Annotated in this window: 25 protein-coding genes; 18 read left to right on the top strand and 7 right to left on the bottom strand. The window is 37.2% G+C overall.

Annotated elements, in window-relative coordinates:
- The first annotated feature begins 10 nt into the window (after window positions 1-10).
- Complete coding sequence (locus MKY76_RS15690) at window positions 11-439, top strand: GatB/YqeY domain-containing protein (RefSeq protein WP_342556834.1); 429 nt, start codon at window positions 11-13, stop codon at window positions 437-439.
- 81 nt (window positions 440-520) lie between these two features.
- Here MKY76_RS15690 and MKY76_RS15685 read toward each other — a convergent pair whose 3' ends face one another.
- The 5 genes from MKY76_RS15685 to MKY76_RS15665 form a co-directional block, all read right to left on the bottom strand.
- The gene (locus MKY76_RS15685) at window positions 521-2,218 is read right to left on the bottom strand and encodes a methyl-accepting chemotaxis protein (RefSeq protein WP_257960648.1); all 1,698 of its coding nucleotides are present in this window, start codon (window positions 2,216-2,218) and stop codon (window positions 521-523) included.
- Window positions 2,202-3,845: a pyridoxal-dependent decarboxylase gene (locus MKY76_RS15680; protein WP_342556833.1), complete on the bottom strand. Its 1,644-nt coding sequence runs from the start codon at window positions 3,843-3,845 to the stop codon at window positions 2,202-2,204. Before MKY76_RS15680 ends, MKY76_RS15685 begins: the two co-directional genes overlap by 17 nt.
- A 338-nt stretch (window positions 3,846-4,183) precedes the next feature.
- Window positions 4,184-5,326: an FAD-dependent monooxygenase gene (locus MKY76_RS15675; protein ID WP_342556832.1), complete on the bottom strand. Its 1,143-nt coding sequence runs from the start codon at window positions 5,324-5,326 to the stop codon at window positions 4,184-4,186.
- A gap of 22 nt (window positions 5,327-5,348) precedes the next feature.
- Window positions 5,349-5,936 carry a TetR/AcrR family transcriptional regulator gene (locus MKY76_RS15670; RefSeq protein ID WP_048392174.1) on the bottom strand — a complete coding sequence of 196 codons (588 nt, stop codon included), beginning with the start codon at window positions 5,934-5,936 and terminating at the stop codon, window positions 5,349-5,351.
- 132 nt (window positions 5,937-6,068) lie between these two features.
- Window positions 6,069-6,776, bottom strand: coding sequence for a polysaccharide deacetylase family protein (locus MKY76_RS15665; RefSeq protein ID WP_115674115.1), 708 nt, complete (start codon window positions 6,774-6,776; stop codon window positions 6,069-6,071).
- Between the two features lie 142 nt (window positions 6,777-6,918).
- On the opposite strand from MKY76_RS15665, the gene MKY76_RS15660 reads away from it, so the two are divergent.
- The 13 genes from MKY76_RS15660 to MKY76_RS15600 all read left to right on the top strand — a co-directional run bounded on the left by MKY76_RS15660 (window position 6,919) and on the right by MKY76_RS15600 (window position 22,161).
- Entirely contained in the window at window positions 6,919-8,118 is a 1,200-nt protein-coding gene (locus MKY76_RS15660; protein WP_048392176.1) for an oligoribonuclease, read from the top strand.
- 103 nt (window positions 8,119-8,221) lie between these two features.
- A complete protein-coding gene (locus MKY76_RS15655; protein WP_112118207.1) occupies window positions 8,222-9,070 on the top strand; it encodes a DUF4179 domain-containing protein in 849 nt (282 codons plus the stop codon).
- Window positions 9,071-9,155: 85 nt separating this feature from the next.
- Complete coding sequence (gene chrA / locus MKY76_RS15650; RefSeq protein WP_342556831.1) at window positions 9,156-10,319, top strand: chromate efflux transporter; 1,164 nt, start codon at window positions 9,156-9,158, stop codon at window positions 10,317-10,319.
- A 172-nt stretch (window positions 10,320-10,491) separates the two neighbouring features.
- Window positions 10,492-11,637 (top strand): radical SAM family heme chaperone HemW, encoded by a 1,146-nt coding sequence (gene hemW / locus MKY76_RS15645; RefSeq protein ID WP_342556830.1) that lies wholly within the window; start codon window positions 10,492-10,494, stop codon window positions 11,635-11,637.
- An 89-nt stretch (window positions 11,638-11,726) separates the two neighbouring features.
- Window positions 11,727-12,755, top strand: a complete 1,029-nt coding sequence (hrcA, locus tag MKY76_RS15640) for a heat-inducible transcriptional repressor HrcA (protein ID WP_342556829.1) — start codon at window positions 11,727-11,729, stop codon at window positions 12,753-12,755.
- A 17-nt stretch (window positions 12,756-12,772) separates the two neighbouring features.
- A complete protein-coding gene (gene grpE, locus MKY76_RS15635; RefSeq protein ID WP_004227038.1) occupies window positions 12,773-13,345 on the top strand; it encodes a nucleotide exchange factor GrpE in 573 nt (190 codons plus the stop codon).
- Between the two features lie 75 nt (window positions 13,346-13,420).
- Complete coding sequence (gene dnaK, locus MKY76_RS15630) at window positions 13,421-15,262, top strand: molecular chaperone DnaK (RefSeq protein WP_048392179.1); 1,842 nt, start codon at window positions 13,421-13,423, stop codon at window positions 15,260-15,262.
- A 233-nt stretch (window positions 15,263-15,495) separates the two neighbouring features.
- A complete protein-coding gene (gene dnaJ / locus MKY76_RS15625) occupies window positions 15,496-16,614 on the top strand; it encodes a molecular chaperone DnaJ (RefSeq protein WP_016995416.1) in 1,119 nt (372 codons plus the stop codon).
- Window positions 16,615-16,635: 21 nt separating this feature from the next.
- Complete coding sequence (prmA, locus tag MKY76_RS15620; RefSeq protein WP_004227050.1) at window positions 16,636-17,577, top strand: 50S ribosomal protein L11 methyltransferase; 942 nt, start codon at window positions 16,636-16,638, stop codon at window positions 17,575-17,577.
- A gap of 81 nt (window positions 17,578-17,658) precedes the next feature.
- Window positions 17,659-18,396, top strand: coding sequence for a 16S rRNA (uracil(1498)-N(3))-methyltransferase (locus tag MKY76_RS15615; protein WP_342556828.1), 738 nt, complete (start codon window positions 17,659-17,661; stop codon window positions 18,394-18,396).
- 279 nt (window positions 18,397-18,675) lie between these two features.
- Window positions 18,676-19,476: a CsxC family protein gene (locus MKY76_RS15610; protein ID WP_257960655.1), complete on the top strand. Its 801-nt coding sequence runs from the start codon at window positions 18,676-18,678 to the stop codon at window positions 19,474-19,476.
- A gap of 310 nt (window positions 19,477-19,786) precedes the next feature.
- Entirely contained in the window at window positions 19,787-21,268 is a 1,482-nt protein-coding gene (locus MKY76_RS15605; RefSeq protein ID WP_257960656.1) for a BC_2427 family protein, read from the top strand.
- A 125-nt stretch (window positions 21,269-21,393) separates the two neighbouring features.
- Window positions 21,394-22,161, top strand: coding sequence for a CsxC family protein (locus MKY76_RS15600; RefSeq protein WP_054550096.1), 768 nt, complete (start codon window positions 21,394-21,396; stop codon window positions 22,159-22,161).
- 216 nt (window positions 22,162-22,377) lie between these two features.
- On the opposite strand, the gene mtaB is transcribed toward MKY76_RS15600, so the two are convergent.
- A complete protein-coding gene (gene mtaB / locus MKY76_RS15595; RefSeq protein ID WP_048392185.1) occupies window positions 22,378-23,727 on the bottom strand; it encodes a tRNA (N(6)-L-threonylcarbamoyladenosine(37)-C(2))-methylthiotransferase MtaB in 1,350 nt (449 codons plus the stop codon).
- Between the two features lie 313 nt (window positions 23,728-24,040).
- Between mtaB and deoC the strand changes: the two genes are divergently transcribed.
- From deoC to MKY76_RS15575, 4 genes are all read left to right on the top strand, one after another.
- Window positions 24,041-24,712 carry a deoxyribose-phosphate aldolase gene (gene deoC, locus MKY76_RS15590; RefSeq protein ID WP_048392186.1) on the top strand — a complete coding sequence of 224 codons (672 nt, stop codon included), beginning with the start codon at window positions 24,041-24,043 and terminating at the stop codon, window positions 24,710-24,712.
- Window positions 24,713-24,847: 135 nt separating this feature from the next.
- Window positions 24,848-25,075, top strand: a complete 228-nt coding sequence (locus MKY76_RS15585; protein ID WP_004227061.1) for a spore coat associated protein CotJA — start codon at window positions 24,848-24,850, stop codon at window positions 25,073-25,075.
- Entirely contained in the window at window positions 25,068-25,331 is a 264-nt protein-coding gene (locus MKY76_RS15580; RefSeq protein WP_016994107.1) for a spore coat protein CotJB, read from the top strand. The genes MKY76_RS15585 and MKY76_RS15580 overlap by 8 nt, the downstream gene beginning before the upstream one ends.
- 24 nt (window positions 25,332-25,355) lie before the next feature.
- A complete protein-coding gene (locus MKY76_RS15575; RefSeq protein WP_004227065.1) occupies window positions 25,356-25,925 on the top strand; it encodes a manganese catalase family protein in 570 nt (189 codons plus the stop codon).
- Between the two features lie 51 nt (window positions 25,926-25,976).
- Here the strand turns inward: MKY76_RS15575 and MKY76_RS15570 are convergent, their stop codons facing one another.
- Complete coding sequence (locus tag MKY76_RS15570; protein WP_004227067.1) at window positions 25,977-26,633, bottom strand: TrkA family potassium uptake protein; 657 nt, start codon at window positions 26,631-26,633, stop codon at window positions 25,977-25,979.

Below are 26,633 nucleotides of genomic sequence, written 5' to 3'. Positions count from 1 at the left end.
AGTGAGATCATTGTTAAAAACAGAAGTATTTGAACAATTAAAAACGGCAATGAGAGAAAAAGATACGTTAGCGAAGGGTGTATTATCTCTTTTAAAGTCAGCATTAGATTCAGCTGAAAAAGAAAAGGGAGAGGCTTTAACAGCTGACGAAGAAATAGCTATTATTAATCGAGAGGTCAAACAAACAAATCAGGCTTTAGAAGGTGCACAAACGGCTGTGCGAGCAGACCTGATTGAAAAAGAGGAAGCCAAATTGACACTTTTGAGATCCTTTTTACCAAAGCAATTATCAGAAGAAGAAATTGCAGAGAAATTAGTGGCAGCGGGTGTTGGAAAAGGAATGAACATGGGAGAAGCCATGAAAATTGCAAAACCATTGCTGACAGGTCAGGCTGAAGGTGCCGTTATTTCAAAAGTTGTGAAAAATATTATTGCCTAAACTTTTACCATTTTGGTAGGAGAGTTTTTATGGAAAGAAGAATCCGCTATGCCGAAAATGTGCATAGCGGATTTGTTATTTTTATAACTGGAATTTTTGAATGATATTGCGAAGCTGTTGAGCCATTTCAGCTAAGTTATTAGAGGAAGCTGTTATTTCTTCGATACTTGCAGATTGCTCCTCAGAGGCAGCAGCTACGTTTTGAATATTGCCTGAAGCTTGAACAGCTACGACCCCCACTTGTTCAACAGAACTAGCAATACTGCTAACACCTTCATTGATATTGGACATCACGTTATTGACATGGTCCATTTCTCTCGTCAGTGCAGTGACTTGGGTATAAATTTCAGCAAATGCCTCTCCGGATGCATTGAATGTTGTTGAGCTTTCGGCAAGATTACTGCTACTGATAGCCATTGATTTGACGGCTTGTGCAGATTCTTCTTTAATCGTTTCAATGCGTGTACGAATACTGTTAGTTGCCTCTAAAGATTGATCGGCTAATTTACGGACTTCCTCCGCTACAACTGCAAAGCCTTTACCGTGTTCGCCTGCACGCGCTGCCTCAATCGAAGCATTTAATGCAAGTAAATTCGTTTGATCTGTAATTTGGGTAATCAATGTCACAATATCCCCAATTTCATTTGTGTATGTGCTTAAACGTTCTACTACAGCTGCTGACTCTTGAATAGCCTGAGATGTTACGGCCATTTTTTCAGTAGCATCTTGGATTGTTGTGTTGCCTTTTTCTGATATAGCAGATGCTTGGAATGCCTTATCTGTTACATCGGTTACACTTGTCACTACCTCTGACATTTTGTTAGAGATGGTTGTAATATGACTATCCACTTCTTCAATCGAAGAAGTTTGCTTTTCTGAACCCGCTGCAACCTCTTGCATAGAAGAGGTTATTTGCTGAATGGATGCACTTGTCTGTTCAGAGCTTGCTGTTAATTCCTCCGACATTGCGGCCACTTGTTCAGCATTTTGAGCGATTTGTTTAATTAACGAACGTAAATCTTCCGTCATGTTTTCAATACCTGATGAAAGCTGGGCAATTTCATTGGAACCTTTTATGTGAAGAGGTTCAACAGCCAAATCTCCCTGTGCAACTTGACCAACATAACGTGTCATTTTTTTAATTGGCTTCGTAATGCCTACACTAATAAAGTAAGCAACGATTATACCAAAAATTACAAATACAATCGTTAAAATAATACAAATCCAAAGTGTTTCCGTTTGAAGCTTAGAAATGAAGGAAGCATCCATATCTAAACCGAAAATAATATCTGTATCTTTAAATGGGATAAAAATGGATTTATGGATACCATATTCATCCTTATAAATATCACTTGTTTGTGTGTTACCACTAGCTACGGCTTCATGCATTTCTTCACTAAATACATAATCTTGCTGATGATTGTCGGTATTACTTAGAGCGACGATATGTTCCTTACCATTTGCTTTAGAAAGGATATAGGCGTTTTCAACATCATATTTTTTAACCGTTGCATTCAATTGATCTAAAAGCTTTTTGTATTTGTCAGGGCTACCATTATCCGCTGCTTTTACATCATTTTTCTCAATATCTTCAAAAATCGTTGTCGATGTAATCTCTAAAGTAGATTCAAATTGTTTAATAACAAAGTTGTCAATAATGCGGTAAGAAACGGCAAATAACACAATACTAAAGAGCAAGGAAATAATCGCTATTGGAATGGTGAAACTGGCAATATATTTGTAGAGTAAAGAACTCTTAAATTTAGTGACGATACGCAAGGTGGGACGCCTCCAGTACTTTAAGCTTTTGCTGTAAGAATTGAATCATATCAGGAATATGCGCTGTCTCAGTATAAGGTGAAATTGAGAAGAATTTTGCCGCTGCAACTGGAACATGTTGTGTTGTATCACTTGTATGAACGGTGCAAACTCGTGTTGTGTCACCAAAGAATACTTCGTCTCGACCTTCTCCAATAATTTCAAAGAATGAAGCGTTGATGCCATTAATATGTTCAATTTGATCTTGTGTATAATGACCAGCTTGTTCAGCTTGCCAATTCAGCCCGTCTGGATACAAACGGAAAGCTGTTACAGGACCGATATTCATTTCATTCACCACTTGTAACATTGGTGTTTTATCAGATAATTGAGCACGGAATGCTAAATTCACACGTACATAATTAGCTAATAGTTGTTGATAGCCTTCCTTACCAAATGCCTGCAATGCAGCAAAAATAGCAATGGAGCTACCCATACGAGAGCATTCTAATGTATAGCCAGTATGATAAGAGCCATAACCACGATTGCCTACATATGGCGTATCAAAGTCCTCAATATCTAGTAGCTGTAAACTTTTACCTTCCTTAATCAAGAATAGACTAGTTAAATAAGGTGTTTGGCCAAGCTTTTGGAAATCAAAGCATAGGCTATCCGCAATGGCTAGATGTTGCATACGTTCATGGATTTGTGCTAATCCCTGTAAAACCTCTGACTCGAATTGGAGTGGGTTTTTATTAAAATCATAATCATTGAAGAAGGCATAAAAACCACCTAAAGCCGAATCAGCATGAATATGTACTGGTTGTAAGTTGTATTTCTTCTCAAGGGTTGTTGTGACTTCTTTGATGGCTTGGACATCATCAATACCAAATTGATCAGTAGCACCTGTTGTCGCTACTACATAGACAGGAATACCGCCATTTTCGATGACGTCTGTCATACGTGCACGTAAGTCTTCTACATCCATCGAATGATCTTTACCTGCTTTTACACGCACTAAATGTTTACTGCCGATACCCACGGCTTCTACTGATTTTAAAAGACTGTAATGGGCATTCTCTGAAGCAAAGCAATATAAATTAGTAGGAACACCATCTTCTTTTGCTTGAGGGAATTGTTTTGCAATGGCAAGACGAAGTCCACTAAAAACAGCACCTTGTCCACCCCATGTAGTATAGCCAAAACTTTTCGTATAATCATAGCCTACTAATTTAGACATCATTGCTACTACTTTAACCTCACACTCAGCAGCAGCAGGACCATAAACATCCCATAAATTATTGCCATTCAATAGCGCATTTGTAAACTGTCCTAACACTCCAGGAATACTTGCCATCGGTAAAACATTTGTTACAAAGTTACGTGTATGATAAGGGTGTCCTTGCATTAAATGTGTCAATTCTTTTACAACTTGATCTAGTCCGATCCCAGTTGTTGGCACTTGATGCTCTTGCATAAGCTCTTGATAAAAATTAGCAGATCGCTCTTTCATTGGACCAAGAGTTGTCTTATTTGGGTTCTTTAATTCATCTAATGAGGAAACAATTTTCTCTAATAGGGACAAAAAATTCTCTCTTTGTTGGATATTTCCATCTTCGCTCTGGAATAATTGTTGGATATTTTGCATATTCATCATCCTTTTGTAGTTCATATTTCCTCTATTTTTACTTTAATAAAAATAGGACATTATACTAAAGGTATAATAGCATATTTTAGCAGAGATGGTGATTATATTTTACTGAAAAAAATATTTATAGACATTTCTGAAAAATCTAAGTTTTATTGACAAATTCTAACTATGTTACTGTAGCTTGATTTTTAAAGAAATATCTTAAAATGAAAAAGGATGATGATATTATTATAAGAAAAACTTTAAGAGCTATTACTTTTTATCTATTTGACTAGTTAAAAGAAAAAATCTGCACAAAGGAAAGTGCAGATTTTAAGAATTTCGTTATAGTTTGTTTATTTTGTGGTTTCAAAATTATAGACATGCTGTGCTTGTTTTTGAATCATTACTTGGGGTGTTAATGTTAATAACTTATTTCTCAGGCTAATTAAAAAACGATTATTCATCTGAGCCATTTTGCCAATATTCCATGATTGCTTAGAGATAGTATTTACTTTTTCTTTTCGATGGGCATTGTAGTTGGCAAATGCTTGAGTGATATTTTCATACTTATTAAGATATTCTGCTAATATTCGTGCGTCTTCGATTGCTTGACATGCCCCTTGCCCCATGTTGGGTGTAACTGCATGCGCAGCATCCCCAATAAAAACGGTACGATGATGATAGAACTTATCCATTGGTACAATATCAAACACATCACGGTGGATCATTTGATGTTCATCCGTATTGTTTAATAAAGTTGGTATTGGAAAATGATATTCTTTAAAATGATTAAATAAATCAGTGGTAGTAAATTTTATATAATTAGCATCATTGGGCTTTGCATTGACAAGAGCATACCAATAGACTTGATCATTTGGTAATGGAACTATCCCAAATCGCCCCTGGGAGCCCCATGTTTCGAAAAATGATTCCTTAATATTGGGCATTCCTTTTGTAGCCATTACGCCACGCCAGCATGTGTAACCAGCATAGCGATACGAACTATTGGGAAATAGTTGCTTGCGAATAGGGGAATGAATCCCATCAGCAGCAATTAAAATGTCGCCAGTCACAATACTATTGTCTTCGAATGTCACCTGTACGCCTTGCGAATCCTGTATGGCATGTGAAAAATTTTTGCCCCAATTAACAGTGTTTGGCCTTAATGCTGACAATAGAATATTATGTAAATCCTTTCTGTGGATGGAATACATGTATTGATAACTAGAAGGAATCGTAAGTTTATTAAGCATCTTTCCTTGCTCTGAAAGGATATGGAAGCCATCACTAGGTTTGCCTCTTTCCTTAATTGTTTGAGCTATCCCGAATGGCTCTAGAGCTTTTAAAGCGTTTGGTGCAATGATAATACCAGCTCCTGCAACAGTTGGTTTTGAAGCCCTTTCATAAACTGATACATCCATGTCCATTTTCTGCAGAGCTACAGCTACACTTAAACCTGCTATTCCACTGCCTACTACAATAATTTTTTTACGCATTCTTATCCTCCATTCTTTTAAATTATTTACTAATGCCTTTCCAAACAATGTCTAAATGTTTTTCAAACAAAGCTTCTATATCTTTTTCTTCACTGTGCTGTAAAGACCAAGATAATAATGTGTGGAAATATGTGCTGATGATGGAAGAGGCGATAATAGGTGTTTCGTGCTCACTTTGTAAAGTGCCATTTATTTTTGCTTGTTCAACAATGCTTTCTATACTTTTTTGTAACTTTTGAATACTGTTGTATTCGTTTTCAACTAAATAGGAGGATTTCATAATTTCCATAACAACTAGCTTCATTAACTCACTATGCTCTGTAAGCCTTTTCAATAAATCACCCAATAACACTAAAATGAGCTCTTTAGGGTTTTCTATATAGTGATAATGATTTAATTGTTTTGTTAATTTTTCTAATTGTGATGTACCTAAATAAAGTAAAATGTCATCTTTCCTTGAAAAATAATTGAAAAAAGTACCTTTAGCAATGCCACATACCGAAACAATTTCCTGAACGGTTACAGCCTCATAACCTTTTTCCTTAAATAATTGAATAGCCTGTAGAAAAATTTGCTCTTTTAACTCTTTTTTACGCTCTGCTCTTAGCATTTCTGAAACGGGCTCCTTTATAAAAAAATGACCAAAGTCAAAATATGACCATGGTCAATATAATATTAAATATTACTTTTTGCAATAATATGTCTAGCTTATTCATAAAGTTTTCAAAAACATGAAACAATCTCATGACGCTTTAAATTTGAACAGGTCATCTATCGTGACAAATGTATAGCCCTCATCCGTAAGGGACTGAAGAATTCCTTCTATTGTCTGTAGTTCGTTGTCAGTTTGATCATACATAGGGTGCAATAAAATAATGGAGCCTGGTTGAATGTTTTCCTTTACATAATTTATTTTATCCTCTGTCTTTGTAAAGAACGTGTCAGGCTCTAAGTTCCATGTAATGGTCTCACGTTGATGTTTATTTAAGTAATAGGGAAAGCCGATTAACTTTTTACCATATGGTGGTCTTACTACGGGTGTTTCTTGATAGCCGATATTGGCAATAAGGGCATCTGTTTTTTCTATTTCATTTTTAATAAAGGAGGGGCTTTTTAATACCATACGTTTATGAGAATACGTATGATTACCAATCTGGTGTCCTGCTTCCACTATTTTTTTAGCCTCTTCTGGATGTTCTTCGATATCCTGTCCAATTAGAAAAAAAGTGGCTTTTACTTCGTAGTCCTCTAATAACGACAGAATAGAGCCAGTTTTGTCAGTTGGTCCGTCATCAAATGTCAATGCAATGACCTTTTCTTGAGTTTCAACCCGAGAGGTAATAGGACCAAATAATTGATAGTCACGTGCATTCATTAATTTATAAGCTGAAAATGCTAATGCAAAGATCAAAATAAATCCGATTCCACTATAAGCTAGTTTCCTTTTCATTCACTGTGTCCTCCCTTTCACCCTAAAGATGTATGGTTTTAATGTATGTTATCTGAAAAACAATATCAATGTTGTTACGTATTGAACCTCATTAGCTGTTTGAATACCAAAAAAATACCCATACTACAATCGAGGTGAGAACATGTATAAATTATTATCACATAACGATTTAGACGGAGTAGGGTGTGGGATTTTAGCCAAGCTTGCTTTTAACGATAAGGTGAAGATACGCTACAATTCCATTACAGCACTTGATCGCGAAATCGAATTCTTTTTGGAGAATGATCAACAGAAAACATTTTTGTTTATTACAGATCTTTCTCCAAATGAAGAGAATGAAAAAAGGATTCATGATTATTATCAGGCGACTGGGAATGTACAATTGTTGGACCATCATAAGACAGCACTCCATTTCAATCAATATGAATGGGGAAAAGTATTAATTGAGGATGAGCAAGGCTTTTTAACGTCAGCTACATCTTTATATTATCAATACCTGGTTATCCATGGACTATTAGAAAAAACAGAAGCCGTTTCTGAATTTGTAGAGTTAGTAAGACAATACGATACATGGGAATGGGAAAAGAACGGCAATTTACAAGCGCAAAGATTAAATGCACTCTTTTTTCTAGTCTCTATTGAAGAATTTGAAGAGAAAATGCTTGAGCGTTTAAAAACAAGTGATCACTTTGACTTCGATGATTTTGAAAAGAAAATTTTAAGCATGGAAGAAGAAAAAACAGAGCGTTACATTCGGCGTAAGAAACGGGAGCTTATTCAAACTACTTTGGGAGAATACTATGCTGGGGTTGTCTATGCAGAATCCTATCTTTCTGAACTTGGTAATGAATTGGGAAAGGAAAATCCGCATCTTGATTATATTGCGATGATTAATATGGGCAGTAAAAAGATATCCTTTCGAACAATCCATGATCATATTGATGTGTCAGCTATTGCTGCCAAATATGGTGGAGGTGGACATCAAAAGGCTGCTGGCTGCTCATTAACAGAGGAAGCTTACAAGCAGTATGTAGTGGCAACATTCCATATAGAGCCTATTCCAGAGGATGCAAAAAGAAATCGTTACAATGTAAAAGGGTCTACGTTTGGAACTTTCTATAAAAATCAGCAAGATGAAATGTTTATGCTCTATTCAAACGATGAGGTTGATTGGATAATTGAAAAAAATAACATGCTACTGACACAATCCTTTGCGAGCTTTAATGAAGCGGAGTGGTTTTTAAAGCGAAATAAACAAGCATGGCTAGTAAGAGATGATCTCTTTGTGGACTATTTAATGCGTGAAGTCAATAAAGGTCGTCATCTACATAAAGGGATGTAATATCCTTTTATACATAAATGAATCTTCAACATAGAAGGTTATATAATGCATGATTGAGCACTACAATGAATCATAATGATTTTTATAAAAATGAGGTGTACGGTTGTCCAATGATATGATTCGAGTTGTGGATTTGGATAAGGAAAATCGGAGAAGTAAGAAGTGGCTTATTGTTGTGATCCTTTTATTAATGATTGCTAGTGGATCGACGCTGTATTTGTGGTGGGATCAGGATGTGAATTTTGAAGCCTATAAAACGGATGTAGGGAAAACAGCTAGCAATAGCTTAGGACGGTTAACATTAAATGAAGTGATTATAGATGACAATCAAATTTTACTGAATGCAACTTTCGAACCTGGAAAAGAGTTTAAGCCAGACCATCAAGTATTTTTCTTTCCGCAAATTCTTGTCAATGGGCAAGATTATATGGTTCGTAATGGAGGACAGTCCATAGCAAAGTCTGCCAACGTCTATACGATATACAATAGTATTAAAATGGATGATTTTCCGGCTGATGAACAATTAGAATTAGTTATTCGTTATAAAGATTGGAATGTTGAAACACCAATTGAGAAGCCGTGGGAATTTCAGGTAGATGCTTCACAAGAGCAATTACAACAAGATCGTGAAATCTTTTCCATTGATAAAAAAGTGAAGCATATTGATCAGCAGGAAATAACCATTGACAAAGTTGTCTCCACACCTATTTCTACAACGATTTATTTTCATGCTGAGGAAAGTGTTGTCAATGATGCGCTACACTTTAAAATCCAATCAAAATCTGGACAATCGTGGGCTTTTGCAACACCCTATCCATTAAATAAAGAGGGTACTAGGTGGGGAAGTCGTGTAGATGCACTCTATCTAACAGAAAAAAATTATACTTTAATTCCAATCAATAAAGAGGGCAGTAAAATAGGTGCAGCAATTAAAATAAAGAAAGATGAATAATGAAGTAAATTTTACAAACTCTTAACCTAAAAAAAATAGCTTTCCGTGTAAAATGAAATAAAAGATATGGAAAGTAGTTGAGAGTTTGCGAAGGTTTTGGGAGATTTTTGTTGTTGCATTAAAATTGGGCTGTACCTCGTTCGGAGGCCCAACCGCTCATCTAGGTTATTTTCAACAGGAATATGTACAGAAACGTAAATGGCTTTCTGCACATGATTATGGTCAACTTGTTATGTTAAGTCAATTTTTGCCCGGTCCTGCATCTAGTCAGGTGGGGATGGGAATTGGTTTACTTAGAGGAGGAGTGTTAGGAAGCTTTCTATCATTTCTTGGTTTTACCTTACCATCCGTTCTGATACTTATACTTTTTGCCTATTTCTCCAAGTATACCGAGTTTAAGATGGATTGGATTCATGGTTTGAAGTTAGTAGCAGTGGCGATTGTCGCCCATGCTATTTTTGATATGAGCAAAAAGCTACTCTCGACAAAATGGCATTGGTTGATTGCTTTATTGACATTGATAACAGTTTTGACATGGGTACATCCATTTGCACAAATCGCAGCAATATTGATCGCTGCTTGTTTAGGCTTTCAACTTCTAAAAAAAAGTGACGAGGGTAATACCTCAAAATTAGTTCATATACCCATTTCAAAAACCACGGGCGTTGTTTTACTAGTACTTTTTTTCGTGCTACTCCTAGGTTTACCTCTATTAGCCGGTTTATGGCATTATGAGTGGATTTCTATGATAGAGAAGTTTTATCTTGCAGGTGCCTTAGTATTTGGTGGCGGACACGTTGTTTTACCTTTACTGGAAACACAATTTGTTCAAAGTGGTCAAATAAGTACCTCAGATTTTTTAGCTGGCTACGGTATGACACAGGCAGTTCCAGGACCTTTATTTACATTTGCTGCATATATCGGTATGGTCATTGCTGGCGTTCCGGGAGCTATTATTGCTACTTTCGCAATATTTTTACCAGCGTTTTTGCTAGTGGTTGGAGCGCTACCATTTTGGATTAGCCTAAGTCGAATTGCACGACTTAGAGGTGCGATGGCAGGCGCCAATGCGGCAGTCGTTGGCATTCTAGCCGCCGCTTTTGTACATCCCATTGTGACACAAACCATCATCAGCACGTTAGATATTTTCATAGTAGCTGTCTTTTTATGGTGTTTAATTCGATGGAAAATACAGCCTTATTTATTGGTGCTGTTAGGAATTGCTGTGGGCGTCATTTTTTATACATGAAAAATCTGCACTTTCGATTGTTAGATTCTAACTAATAATCGGAGGTGCAGTTTGTTTTGTCATTACAGAATCAATATTCATTAAAAGTACCTGTGAGGTTTCATAGCGTTCCTTCTATCGATTCGTTATAATGTAGAAATGGAAAAGACTTAACGCGAAAGAAGGGATTGCTATGGCACGAGGTGTTTACATTCATATTCCTTTCTGTCATCAAATCTGTAATTATTGTGATTTCAATAAGTTTTATTTTAAAAATCAACCAGTGGATGAATATATAGAAGCACTTGGAAAAGAAATGGCCATGACAACCGAAAAACATCCTGAAACATTCCGTAACATCGAGACGATTTTTCTTGGTGGCGGAACACCGACAGCTTTATCTCCTGAGCAATTGGACAAACTACTAACGTCTATTCATACGTATATTCCAATGAATAGTGTGACAGAATTTACATCAGAGGCAAATCCAGATGAATTGTCTGCAGCCAAATTGCAGGTGTTGTTCGACGGTGGTGTTAATCGTTTAAGCATGGGTGTACAATCTTTTGACCAGGGATTGCTACAGAAGATTGGACGCACTCATAGTAATGATCATGTCTATGAAACAATTGCCCTGGCTAGAAAAATTGGCTTCCGTAATATCAGCATTGATTTAATGTATGGTTTACCTGGGCAAACGATGGCGCAATGGAAGGATTCATTAGCCAAAGCTTTTACTCTTGATTTGCCACATTTCTCTGCCTATTCTCTTATTGTGGAACCCAAAACGATTTTTTATAATCAGTACGCTAAAGGGAAACTGTATTTACCGACAGAAGATTTAGAAGCGGATATGTATGATGTGCTGATGCAACAAATGGCCTTACATGGGCTTCAACAATACGAAATCAGTAATTTTGCAAAGCCAGGATATCATTCAGAGCATAACAAGATTTATTGGGATAATGATGAATATGCGGGGTTTGGCGCAGGAGCTCATGGGTATTTAGCAGGTATACGCTATTCTAATCACGGTCCATTAAAAAAGTATATGGAAGCTGTTGAGGCAAATGAGCTACCAATTGTCCACGCACATGAAGTATCACAAGTGGAAAAAAGAGAAGAACAAATGTTTTTAGGGCTAAGAAAAACAGAGGGTGTTATGCACTCTATATATGAAGAGAAATTTAAAACACCTATGACTGCGCATTATGATGTTGTAATAAAAGATCTAGTGTCAAAGGGGCTTTTAGAACAGGATGAGCTTGGTGTTCGCCTGACAAGAAAAGGGCGTTTTGTGGGCAATGAAGTATTTCAACAATTTTTGCTAGAAGATTGAGCGATATCGTTGACATAAAATGTGGGATTTGATAACTTAATAATAGTATTAGCACTCCTCTTAGTTGAGTGCTAACAGAGGTGATAATCATGCTAACAAATCGGCAGTTACAGATATTGCAAGTCATTGTAGACGACTTTATTGTGTCTGCGCAGCCGGTAGGTTCTCGCCAAATCTCCAAAAAACAAGGGATTACATTTAGTCCAGCCACTATTCGAAACGAAATGGCGGATTTAGAGGAATTAGGCTTTTTAGAAAAAACGCATACCTCCTCTGGTCGAGTGCCTTCGGAAAAGGGTTACAGATTTTATGTAGATCATTTGTTGAGTCCTCAAGGTATTAATTCCAAGGACATTCAACAAATTCAATCAATTTTTAATGATCGACTAGTAGAAGTAGAGCATATTATCCGAAAGTCAGCCAACATTTTATCAGAGCTGACATCGTATACTTCCATACTTTTAGGACCTGATGTCCAAAGGCATCGTGTTAAACGGTTTTCAATTGTCCCTCTTTCTAGCGACACAGCAGTAGCGATTATCGTGACGAATAATGGGCATGTAGAAAACCGCATGTTCAATCTACCACCTGAATTTACCGCTTCTGATTTAGAGAAAATGGTAAATATCTTAAATGATCGCCTTATTGGAGTTTCATTAGAAGATCTCCATAAAAGCCTTGAGGCTGAAGTGCTAGCAGTGTTACAGCAACATGTTCGATCAGCGGATGATTTTATTCGCGCACTTATCACAGCAACAATGCATAATTCAGAAAGTAAAATTTTCTATGGTGGAAAAACGAATATGTTCAACCAACCAGAATTCCATGACTTAAATAAAGTCCGGATGATTTTGGACTTAATGGAGACGACTAGCCAAGTGCAGTCACTTTTCCATCCGAATGAATCAGGTATTCATATTCGGATAGGCTCAGAAAATAAACAACTAGAAATGGAAAATTGCAGTGTCATTACCACTACCTATTCTATTGGTGATGATCAACAGGGAGCCATTGCTATTATTGGCCCTACACGTATGGATTATAAGCGTGTTGTGGCTTTATTAGACGTAATGCGCTTGGATTTAACACAAGCCTTTATGAAGAATCGTAGTGAATGATAATGAGGAGGATTCAAGTGACGGAAACAACGGAAAACAAAGATTTAGTACAAGAAGATGTACAAGCTGAAACGACAACTGAGGAAGTAGAGCAAACAGAAGTTCAGGAAGAAGTAGAGTTATCAATTGAAGAACAGTATGAGGCTAAGCTGGCTGAACTACAAGCAAAGCTGGCTGACGAAGAAAATCGTCACCTACGTTTACGTGCTGACTTCGATAATATGCGTCGTCGTAATCAGTTAGACCGTGAGGCAGCTGAAAAGTATCGCGCCCAAAGCTTACTATCTGATCTATTACCAGTCCTTGATAATTTTGAACGTGCTTTACAAGTAGAGACAACTTCTGAAGAGACTGCATCGATCATTAAAGGAATTGAAATGGTGTATCGCTCTTTAATTGAAGCAACAGAAAAAGAAGGTCTGCAAGTGATTAAAGCTGAAGGTGAGCAATTTGATCCAACGATTCACCAAGCTGTTATGCAAGAACAAGATAGTGAAAAAGAAACGGGTATCGTCTTACGCGAACTACAAAAAGGGTATATCTTAAAGGATCGTGTATTACGCCCAACAATGGTATCTGTGAACGAATAGTCTTTGCACTATTTAGTCAATTAAAATTAGTTAGAAAACGCATCCCTTGCGTTGACATAATAGGAGGAAATTTTAATGAGCAAAATTATTGGTATTGACTTAGGAACAACAAACTCTTGCGTTTCTGTACTTGAAGGTGGAGAACCAAAAGTAATTCCAAACCCAGAAGGAAACCGTACAACGCCATCTGTTGTTGCCTTTAAAAATGGTGAACGTCAAGTTGGTGAAGTGGCGAAACGTCAATCAGTAACAAATCCTAACACAATCATTTCTATTAAATCAAAAATGGGTACGGCTGAAAAAGTAACAGTAGAAGATAAAGACTACACGCCACAAGAAGTATCTGCAATGATTCTTCAATATTTAAAAGGCTATGCTGAAGACTACTTAGGGGAAAAAGTGACAAAAGCAGTTATTACAGTTCCTGCTTACTTTAACGATGCACAGCGTCAAGCAACTAAAGATGCTGGTAAAATCGCAGGTCTAGAAGTAGAGCGTATCATCAACGAACCAACTGCTGCAGCTCTTGCTTATGGATTAGATAAACAAGATCAAGATCAAAAAGTATTAGTATTTGACCTTGGAGGCGGTACGTTTGACGTGTCTATCCTTGAGTTAGGTGACGGTGTCTTTGAAGTACTAGCTACAGCTGGTGATAACAAACTAGGTGGAGATGATTTCGATGACGCAATTATCGAATATCTAGTAGCTGAATTCAAAAAAGAAAATGGCATTGACTTATCAAAAGATAAAATGGCGATGCAACGTTTAAAAGATGCAGCTGAAAAAGCGAAAAAAGATTTATCTGGTGTAACATCAACTCAAATCTCTCTACCATTCATTACAGCTGGAGAAGCAGGTCCATTACACTTAGAAATTTCTTTAACGCGTGCGAAATTTGACGAAATTACTTTACCATTAGTAAATCGTACAGTAGGACCAGTGCGTCAAGCATTATCTGATGCAGGTCTGTCAACTTCTGAAATTGACCAAGTTATTTTAGTGGGTGGTTCTACACGTATTCCAGCAGTACAAGAAGCAGTACGTAAAGAAACAGGGAAAGAGCCTCACCGTGGTGTTAACCCTGACGAAGTTGTTGCAATGGGTGCTGCAGTACAAGGTGGCGTATTAACAGGTGATGTGAAAGACGTTGTATTACTTGACGTAACACCTCTTTCACTTGGTATTGAAACAATGGGTGGCGTGTTCACAAAATTAATCGACCGTAACACAACTATTCCTACTTCAAAATCTCAAGTTTTCTCTACAGCAGCTGATAACCAACCAGCAGTAGATATTCATGTTCTACAAGGTGAGCGTTCAATGGCAGCTGACAATAAAACATTAGGTCGCTTCCAATTAGCAGATATTCCACCAGCACCTCGTGGTGTACCTCAAATCGAAGTAACATTCGATATTGATAAAAACGGTATCGTATCTGTAAAAGCAAAAGATCTTGGTACGAACAAAGAGCAAACAATTGTGATTCAATCTGATTCTGGTTTATCCGAGGAAGAAATTGAACGCATGGTAAAAGACGCTGAAGCTAATGCTGAAGCAGATGCTAAACGTAAAGAAGAAGCAGATCTTCGTAACGAAGCAGACCAATTAGTATTCCAAGTGGATAAAACAATTGCTGACCTTGGTGAGCAAATTACAGAAGACGAGAAAAAATCTGTGGAAGATGCTCGTGATGAATTGAAAAAAGCGCTTGAAGCTGGTGAATTAGAAGGTATTAAAGCAGCTAAAGAAAAACTAGAAGGCGTATTACAGCCACTAGTGATGAAAGTTTACGAACAAGCGGCAGCAGCTGCTCAAGCAGCTCAAGGTGGCGATGCAGGTGCAGACACTGGTGCTGGTAAAAAAGATGACGGTGTTGTAGACGCTGAATTCGAAGAAGTAAAAGATGATAAATAAGAAGTAACACAGTAAAGTGAAAAAGCCAAAGACCGCTTGCGGCTTTGGCTTTTGTCATGATGTGAGGTCACTTCACGTAAATGCACCATTTATGGGATAGTTGCATACGTTAGCTGCTAGGAAGTGAGTATCTTCATTTTTGGAACTTATAGAACCTTTAATCGAAAAAATGAGGCAGTTTTTTCAACTGCATGTTACAATAGATTTTATGCAAACAGAGCGGAGTGTGAATCATGGAGAAACGCGATTATTACGAGGTGCTTGGTTTAACAAAATCGGCTACAAAAGATGAGATTAAAAAAGCATACCGTAAATTATCAAAACAATATCACCCTGACCTTAATAAAGAGCCAGGTGCAGATGAAAAATTCAAAGAAATCGCTGAAGCATATGAAGTATTAAGTGACGACCAGAAAAAAGCACGCTACGACCAATTTGGTCATGAGGATCCGAATGCTGGTTTTGGTGGTGGCTTTGGAGGGGGCGGCTTTGGCGGCTTCGAGGATATTTTCAGTTCATTCTTTGGCGGAGGTGGTCGCCGTCAAGATCCAAATGCTCCACGTAAAGGGGATGATCTGCAATATCGTATGAACATCCAATTTGAGGAAGCAATTTTTGGAAAAGAAACAGAAATAGAAATCCCGAAAGATGAAACGTGTGAAACATGTCACGGTTCAGGAGCAAAACCAGGCACGCAACCAGAAACATGTTCGACATGTAAAGGTGCAGGTCAAATCAATCAAGCAGTGGATACACCATTTGGTCGTATGATGAATCGTCGTACATGCTCAACATGTCATGGAACAGGTAAAATTATTAAAGAAAAATGTACGACTTGTCGTGGAGAAGGAAAAGTCCAAAAACGTAAGAAAATTAAAGTGACGATTCCAGCAGGTGTGGATGATGGACAACAAATTCGTGTATCTGGTCAAGGTGAACCAGGTATAAACGGTGGACCTGCAGGGGATTTATATATTATGTTCCGCGTTCAAGGTCACAAGGATTTCGAACGAGATGGAGACGATATTTACTTCGAGTTGAAATTAACATTCCCTCAAGCAGCACTTGGGGATGAAATTGAAGTACCAACAGTCCATGGGAAAGTAAAATTACGTATTCCAGCTGGAACACAGTCAGGTGCTCAATTCCGTCTAAAAGATAAAGGTGTTAAAAATGTTCATGGTTATGGTATGGGTAATCAATATGTGACAGTAAAAGTTATGACACCAGAAAAATTAACGGAAAGACAAAAACAATTACTACGAGAATTTGCCGAAATTAGTGGCGATATCCCTGAAGAACAAGGTAGTTCACTATTTGATAAAATTAAGAAAAAATTCCAAGGTGAATAATTAGAGGAGCTGAAGAGCTACGTGAAGTGGTCAGAATTATCCATTCATACAAAAAATGATGCGGTAGAAGCAATTTCGAATATTTTGCATGAAGCAGGTGCAAGTGGTGTTGTCATCGAAGATTCTGCAGAGTTTGCGAAGCCACGTGAAGATCAATATGGTGAAATTTATGCGCTAAATGAAGATGATTTTCCGAAAGATGGCGTGATTGTTAAAGCTTATTTATCAGAGTCTAGTTTTTTAAATGAAACAGTCGAAGAAATAAAAGCAGCTATCACAAATTTAACGAACTTTAACATTGATATCGGTGAAAACGTGGTATCCATTGTGGAAGTCAATGAAGAAGATTGGGCAACTGCCTGGAAGCAATACTACCATCCTGTTAAGATTTCTGAACGCTTTACTATCGTACCGACATGGGAGGAATATACACCTGTTTCAACAGATGAACTAATTATTGAATTAGACCCTGGTATGGCATTTGGTACAGGTACCCACCCAACAACGGTAATGTGTTTACAAGGACTTGAAAAGGTCATTAAAGAAGGGGATACAGTTGTTGATATCGGTACAGGATCGGGTGTATTGTCTATTGGTGCAGCATTACTTGGTGCCAAAAGTGTGCATGCGCTTGATTTAGATGAGGTTGCTGTACGTTCAGCGCGAGAAAATGTAGCATTAAATAAAGTGGAAGATAAGGTGGCAGTGTTCCATGGTAACTTATTGGATACTGTAAAAGAACCAGCAGATGTAGTAGTCGCTAATATTTTGGCTGAAATCATCATGTCCTTCACAGATGACGCTTATACAATTGTAAAACCAGGTGGATTATATGTCACTTCGGGCATCATCGGTGCAAAACGAGATGATGTGAAAGTAGCACTAGAAGCTTCAGGCTTTGTGATTGAAGAAGTATTATTAATGGAAGATTGGGTAGCCATTATTGCCCGTCGTCCACTATAACATGACTGAGGAAGCGCCAAATCGTGAGCCGTGTGCTTGTGATTTGGCGTTTTCCTTTTTTGCTAGAAAGGACTGTGTGACATGCAACGTTACTTTATTGAGACAGCTATCGAAAATGCACGTATAAGTGGAGAAGATGCACGGCATATTGAACGAGTGATGCGTATGAAGCAAGGCGACAACATTGTAGTTGTTGCACAAAACACTGCGTATATATGCACAATTGAAGGATTTGAAGGGGATGAGGTTGTCATTGAAGCGACTGGACAAACAATCCCTTCCCCAGAGTTATCCATTCAAGTAACAGTAGCATGTGGTTTACCGAAGGGTGATAAGCTGGAGCTTATTACCCAAAAAGCCACAGAGCTAGGAATGTTTGCTTTATTACCCTTTGAAGCAGAGCGCTCCATTGTGAAATGGGACAAGAAAAAAGGAGCAAAAAAGCAAGAAAGATTACAGAAAATTGCTAAGGAAGCTGCGGAACAAGCTCACCGTACGCATATTCCAACAGTTTTTGAACCCATATCATTTAAACAGCTAGTACAACAAATAGATCAATTCGATGCCGTTTTTATTGCTGATGAAGAGGATGCAAAGGCTGAAAAGCGGACAAGATTTGCGGAGAAGCTCAAAAACGTGTATGATAAGAAATCGAAATCAATGCTTATTATCTTTGGTCCTGAGGGGGGCATTTCTCGTCAAGAATCAGAAGCGCTATTACAAGCAGGCGCTCAAACGATGTCATTAGGACCGAGAATTTTACGAGCAGAAACAGCGCCATTATACGCACTGTCTGCCATATCCTATGAATTTGAATAACAGCTATGTATAATTTACTATCAACATAACTTAGAGAAAGCCACTTAACATTATTAAGTGGTTTTTTTACGTAAATCATATTTGAAGGGGTTCTGCGTTAAATCCCTGCTTAAATGGAGTTTTAGCCCATTGTGTAAGATCAACCGTGAAAATCACAACCTCAAACATTCCAAATAAAATATGTAAAAGAACAAGTTCAATGTCCATACATAGATTTAATTGCGACATACGCTAGCGATAGGAGAGCTCACTAATACTATATTGAAATGAGGGAATTTTTTGAGTGAACAATTTAATCAGATTCAACCTTGTCCAGTAACATCAACTGAACAAATACCCTTAACGAATGAGATTACACCACTAGTTACTACACCACTTACGACGCCAACTATTAAAATTCCAGTTGTACTGGCAGAACCAACACTGCAAATCGTTGTCGAGTCGGACATTACACTTAGTCCTGCAGCGACAGAGATTAAACGAGTGAAAAAGAATGTCTTTCTAAATCAAGTGAAATTGGTACCAGTTAGCTTTGCACGTATTGCTAATACTGATTTCTTTAGAGTAACACGAGCTAAATTATTTGTAGCAGGACATATTCGGAAAAATATCGAATATGCTTCATCATCATGTAATGGGGCACTTCAGGATAGAATTGCTGATGTTCCGTTTTCAGGTTTTACAGATCTTATATTTCCGCAAACAGCAGGAGGCCCTACACCAATTTTAGGCATTTCTGAGTTTGCCGAAGCGAACTTCCTTAACGAAAGAACACAAATGGATGCTCGATTAGATAAGGCTTTCTTCCAAAATCTCGTTAAATACAATGAACAACCATTTGGTGAATTAGTAGCAGCCAATTTCTTTGAACTTGATTTTTCACCGATTATGGCAGCTCCTGAAGAAGCATTCAGCACATTACGTGAAAAAATTGTATTAGAACTTACTGTAAAAGTATTGCAAGTTCAACAAATCCGTTTGGGCGCTGGAAGTAGTGTAGTAACACCTGTTCTACCAGGGCTTACTCCACCAGCAACACCAATTGTTCCTGATATTATTCCGCCTACTGAGCCTTGTTAATTTTTTTATGTAGTGGAGTAAAAATGGTAACAATAATACTGATATAAAATCAAATATGTTGTTGGGCAGTTGAAAGTTCACTTTTACTCGAACTTTTAACTGCTTTTTTTTGGCAAGATAAGGACATGCGCCTTCCAATTGTATCTCATAGTGGGACTGTGACAAAAGTAAAAATATTGCATAATATGGATTGTAATTAGTATTGTAGATTTTCAATTGTCCTAACATAATCGCATCAGAAGAATTAGCTAATGGATTAAAAATTGATTGTTATGCTTTTTTTGTCAAATCATTATTTGGGAGTGAATGAATGGCAACTCCATGGATTAATTTTAGAGAGATGAAAAAAATATCCTCTAAACAAAATAAATACACTGAGTGGAGGTATCAAACTAAAATAGATGACGAATCTCCATTTGAACAGACTTTTAATGGAAATAATAATCTGCTTGATGAAATAGAAGATAAACCAATTACAGAGGAATCAACTTTAACAGACCATATAATCTCTAATGAAGAGCTCCCCGAACCTATGGAGCCGATTATTGAGGAAGAAAACGAACATCACCCAAATTTTGAGAATTTCAGGGAGGATGCTAGCTTAGCAGAGCTATTAGCATCTAATGAAGATCTACCTATATCTAAAGAAACAAATGTTGAGCAAGAAAACGAACATCCTCTAGATATCGATGAGAGTCACACAAAAGTGACCTTAATAGAGCAATTAGCGTCCATACCCATACCTATAGAAGCGAATGTTAAGGAGAACGAAGAAAATTTCCGACATATGGATGAGAACCATGTAGAGGAATTAACTTTAGACCAGATAGCATGCAATCAAAGTGTACCCAGTCCAACAAAGGTAGAAATTGACCATCTACTAGATAGTGATGAGAACTCCCTTGAAGAACAAAATTCAACAGCCCAATCAGACAATAATCCAAAATCTTTCAATAGAGCTCTGTCAGAGGCTGAAAATAATATGCATTTGGATGATATAGCAGAAAAGGAGAAAAACAATCCTCCAAATCGTAATAAAGAGATTGCAAAGTCTTTACAAGGAGAAGTATGCACCATTATCCAAAAAAGTCCCTTTTCTACTTATGTAGAAATTAACGATTTTCTTCATGCTCCTATTTATGGTGAAAATGTTCAAAATACAATATTTGATTTTCTTGATTTAAATGATAACCTATCTCCCCAACTTCAGACGAAGCTACTCCAAACGATTTCGATTTACCCTGAACAACCAGATTGTCGTTTGGTTAGCTCCAACATTAATCAAATGATTTCTTTAATGAGAACGGATACTAATAAAAAAAATGGTAGTGAGCAGCATCCGTTTAAATCAGTAGTAGTTCCCTTACATAACTCACAAGCAATTAAAAAAGGAGAAATTAACTCCTCTGAGCCTTTTATACATATACGAGTTCCTGTTGTGCTAGGGGAATACAAAATAGAAATATGTATGGAGGAAAAAATTGCTTTTGATAAAGGAATTGAAGAGGTTAAAGAGATCACAAATGAGGTAGTACTATCCGATTGTAGATTTGTACCTATTCATAGATCCCAGTCATTGGGAAATGGAACAAGAACTGTATTAAAGGGGAATTTATTTATAGAAGGCTACATACAGCATAATATTGAGTATAGGGTATCTAATACGCAAAATAAGTCAGCCATTCATCCCAATCGATTGTGTCAAAATATAGTATTAGAATTAATTATCCAAATGTTACAAGTACAAAAAATTAAAGTACTGTTTGACTGGCAAGGTAATGGAGGGTTATAGAAATTTATCCCTTAATTCAAATAAAAAATAAAACTAATATATACGTCCATGTATAGATTTAAATGCTACATATTCTAGCGATAGGAGAGCTCTCTAATACTAAAAAAATGAAATGAGGGAATTTTTTGAGCGATCAATTAGAAAGCCAATTTCAACCTTGTCCTGTAACATCAACTGAACAAATTCCATTAACGAATGAGATTACACCAGTAGTCACTACACCAGTTACAACGCCAACTATCAAAGTTCCAGTTGTATTGGCAGAACCAACACTGCAAATCGTTGTCGAGTCGGATATTACACTTAGCCCTGCTGCTACAGAAATCAAACGAGTGAAAAAGAATGTCTTCCTAAATCAAGTGAAACTTGTACCAGTCAGCTTTGCACGTATTGGTGGCACTGATTTCTTTAGAGTAACACGAGCTAAATTATTTGTAGCAGGACATATTCGGAAAAATATAGAATATGCTTCATCAGCATGTAATGGGGCACTTCGAGATAGAATTGCTGACGTTCCGTTTTCTGGTTTTACAGATCTTATTTTCCCACAAACACCTGGAGGCGCAACACCAATCTTAGGCATTTCCGAGTTTGCTGAAGCGAACTTCCTTAACGAAAGAACACAAATGGATGCTCGATTAGATAAGGCTTTCTTCCAAAATCTTGTTAAATACAATGAACAACCATTTGGTGAATTAGTAGCTGCCAACTTCTTTGAACTTGATTTTTCACCGATTATGGCAGCTCCTGAAGGGACATTCAGCACATTACGTGAAAAAATTGTCTTAGAACTTACTGTAAAAGTATTGCAAGTTCAACAAATCCGCCTTGGTGCTGGCAGTAGCGTAATAACGCCTGTTCTTTTAGGACTTACACCTCCTCCTAGTCCTTGATAAATGCTAGTTTAGAGGACAGTAGAATATTATAATATATTAACAAAGCTGGTAGTACAGATGGATATTTTGTTTGTACTACTAATTTTCTTATAGGAGCTGTCAATCTTTAAAAGCATTTATCAATATTATGAAAAATCAAATACAAGTGAATGATTAGCTTCATTAAAAGGAAAAAGGGTTGCCATATAAAATGGGCAACCCTTTTTTCACTATTTATTTCACTGTTTCTAAAACGCGTACAAATTGTCCTTTTGAGTGAGGGTAGCCTGCTTGTGTAATTTTTACTTTTACAAGTTGTCCGATTAGACTTTCTGGACCCTCAAAAACTACTTTTAAGTAATTGTCTGTATAGCCTGTTAGAAGGCCTTCTTCTTCACTGTCATCATGCACAAATTCTTCAGGGATAACTTCTAGCACTTGATCTTCAAAACGAGAAGCATACTCTTTTGCTAGCTGATCGTTTAAAGAGATGAGTCGATGCACACGCTCATTTTTAATGTCTTCATCAATTTGATCTTCCATACGTGCAGCAGGGGTTCCTGTACGAGGAGAGAATGGGAAAACGTGCAGCTCAGAAAATTTATGATCGCGAATAAAGTTATATGTGTCCATAAACTCTTCCTCTGTCTCACCTGGAAAACCAACGATTACATCAGAAGTAACAGCTAAATCAGGTAAAGCCTCATGTAATTTTGTTAAACGTTCACCGAAGAACTCCATTGTATATTTACGACGCATACGTTTTAATACCGTATCAGAACCAGATTGAATAGGGATGTGTAAATGATTCACGACAATCTTTGATTCACGTAGTACTTCAATTACTTCATCTGTTAATTGACTAGCCTCAATAGATGAAATACGAAGACGCTTTAAGCCTGTTACATTGGCCTCTAAATCACGTAGTAATTGAGCAAGATTATAATCTTTTAAATCCTGACCATAGCCACCTGTATGAATACCAGTTAAGACAATTTCAAGATAACCAGCATCTACTAATTGCTGTGCTTGATGTAACACTTCTTGTGGGTCACGAGAACGCATTAAACCACGTGCCCATGGAATAATACAAAATGTACAGAAATTGTTACAGCCTTCTTGGATTTTTAACGAAGCACGTGTACGGTCTGTAAATGCTGGTACATCTAATTCTTCGTATACTCGGTTTTTCATAATATTACGTACAGCATTAATCGGTTGTCGTTCCGCACGATATTGTTCAATATAACCAAGTAATTTCGTACGATCTTGTGTTCCAACAACAATATCAACACCAGGGATTGCCATAATTTCTGCAGGGGATGTTTGTGCATAGCATCCCGTTACACAAATAACTGCATCCGGATTTTGGCGAATTGCTCGACGAATAACCTGACGTGATTTTTTATCTCCAGTATTCGTAACTGTGCATGTATTAATGACGTAAACGTCTGCTTGTTGATCAAATTCTGTTCGATCATAGCCTTCTTCTTTAAACAGCTGCCAAATTGCTTCTGTTTCGTAATGATTTACTTTACAACCTAGAGTATGAAAACTCACGATTTTTGATCGCTCGTTACTCATGATATATATCATCCTTTCAATTCACATTACCTTGTGTTTCCAAACATTTAATAAGTTTTTCGTTGTACATATTTTAGATACGTGATTTATGATAACATAATCCTTATAAAATCAGTACATATAAGATTTTTTTGTGAAATAATTAAGTTATCACTTTCTATATAATCTTTTGAGGACTTCAGATAAACATGACTCGTTCTGTAATGTTTATATTTGGGTGTTCATTATATAGAAAGAAATTAGACGCCATCGCAAAAAAATGATATGATTCGAAGAGGTACGTACATCTTATTTAATGAAGGAGCGTTCAACAATGGAAAAAAATTTTGCACGTATGATTGATCATACATTATTAAAGGCTGAGGCAACAAAAGAACAAATTGAAAAATTATGTGCTGAAGCTAAACAATTTAACTTTGCTTCTGTTTGTGTAAATCCAACTTGGGTAAAGCGAAGCAGTGAATTATTACAGGGTACAGACGTGTTAGTTTGTACGGTTATCGGCTTCCCACTTGGTGCCAATACACCAGCAGTCAAAGCATTTGAAGCAAAAGACGCCATTGCTAACGGTGCAAAAGAAGTAGATATGGTTATTAATATCGGTGCGTTAAAAGATAAAAACTATGACCTTGTACAAGCAGATATCGCAGCAGTGGTAGAAGCAGCTAAAGATAGCGCACTTGTAAAAGTCATTATTGAATCATGCTTACTAACAGACGAAGAAAAAGTGAAGGCATGTGAGTTAGCTGTAGCAGCGGGTGCTGACTATGTGAAAACATCTACAGGTTTTTCTACTGGTGGAGCAACAGCAGAGGATATCGCGCTTATGCGTAAAACTGTAGGTCCAGAACTTGGTGTAAAAGCATCAGGTGGTGTTCGTAGCTTAGAGGACATGAAAAAAATGGTAGAAGCAGGTGCGACTCGTATTGGGGCTAGCTCTGGTGTAGCTATTATGAATGGTTTAATTGCCGACTCCAACTATTAATATTATCTTTTTATAGAGCCATAAGCTCATGTGTACATTGACATGAGCTTATGGCTTCTTTGTGTTTAATCAGCATAATAATTTTCTATGCACATATACTCCACTGATGAATGTAAATACAGAAAGGAGGATGTCATGTTTACACAGTATAAGTCTTGGAGGCCCTATATTAGCCCCTTTGATCCTTGTAAGCCTATAGAAGTTAAGTATTATGCAACACCCCCACAACTATATATGGGTTTTCAACCACCTGGACTTCCACAATTTCCAACCGCAAGAGAAGCGCTAATGGCAGGAACACTATGGCCACAGTTGTTTAGCCCATACCCATTTCCCCTAAAAGGAGGGAGGAAGCATGACTAAAAAGATGCCGCCCGAATTTTATAAGCAATTAGAAGAAATACAAGCAATTGATTTCGTCATTGTTGAATTAAACCTCTATTTAGACACTCATCCACACGATTATGACGCCATTCAGCAATTTAATGAAAATACAGAGAAAAGTATGAAACTTAAAATTGATTTTGAGCAAAAATATGGACCACTCATGAATTTTGGGAGAAGTTATTCGAATTATCCTTTTAACTGGATTGATACACCATGGCCATGGCAAGTCTAAACAAAAGACTAGGAGGAAAAATCTTTGTGGTATTATGAAAAGAAACTCCAGTATCCGGTAAAAGTTAGTACATGTAACCCAATGCTTGCAAAGTTTTTAATTGAACAATATGGAGGAGCGGATGGGGAACTGGCAGCAGCTCTACGCTACATGAATCAGCGCTATACGATTCCTGACAAAGTAGTAGGGTTATTGACCGATATAGCAACAGAGGAATTTTCACATTTAGAAATGATTGCCACGATGATTTATAAGCTAACAAAAGATGCAACACCAGAAATGCTGAAAGAAGCTGGATTGGGTGATCATTATGTAAATCACGATCGGGCTCTATTTTATCAAAACGCCTCGGGGGTACCATTCACAGCAACCTATATTCAAGCAAAGGGTGACCCTATCGCGGATTTGTATGAGGATATAGCAGCCGAAGAAAAGGCACGTGCCACATATCAATGGATTATTGACTTATCAGATGATACGGATTTAAATGATAGCTTGAAGTTTTTACGTGAACGGGAAATTGTTCATTCTCAGCGCTTTAGAGAGGCTGTTGAAATTTTAAAAGATGATAGAGATCAAAAGAAAGTTTTCTAAGACAAAAATGGCAGGCTGTATCAAGGTGAACTTGACACAGCCTTTTTGCGGTTACTGAATATTTGAGAATAAGCTAAGATCTTTTCGATGACCAATCATTACTAATAAATCTTCCTTTTCAATAATTTGCTCAGGAGAAGGGGAGATAATAATTTCACCTTCGCGCACAATCGCAATTACACTGACGTTATATTTTGCGCGCAAGTCTAAATCCCGAAGGTTTTGTCCGGCCATTTTGGAAGGAATCATAATTTCTTCAATGCTGTATTCCTTTGATAATTCGATATAATTCAACATATTTGGGGATAGGAGTTGATTGGCTACACGTTCACCCATATCTCTTTCTGGGTAAATAATCCAATCAGCTCCTACTTTATCTAACACTTGCCCATGTCTTTTACCAAGTGCCTTTGCGATCACTTTTTTGATCCCTAGCTCTTTTAATAAAGAGACGGTTAAAATACTAGATTGCATATCATTACCGATCGCTACGATAACACAATCGAAGTTACCAATACCAATCGATTTTAAGGCTTTTTCTTCTGTTGTATCTGCAACCACAGCGTGAGTCACATAGGGTTCGGCATCCTCTACTCTTTCTTCATTTATGTCAATTCCTAATATTTCCTGTCCAGCTTCATGCAATCTGCGAGCGACGCTTGTTCCGAATCTACCTAAGCCAATCACAGCGTATTGTTTAATGGTCAT

This window comes from Lysinibacillus sp. FSL P4-0201, assembly GCF_038593425.1.
GTDB classification, from domain to species: Bacteria; Bacillota; Bacilli; order Bacillales_A; family Planococcaceae; genus Lysinibacillus; species Lysinibacillus capsici.
The sequence above is the reverse complement of the archived record's forward strand: the minus strand, read 5'-3'. Positions and strand labels throughout refer to the sequence as shown.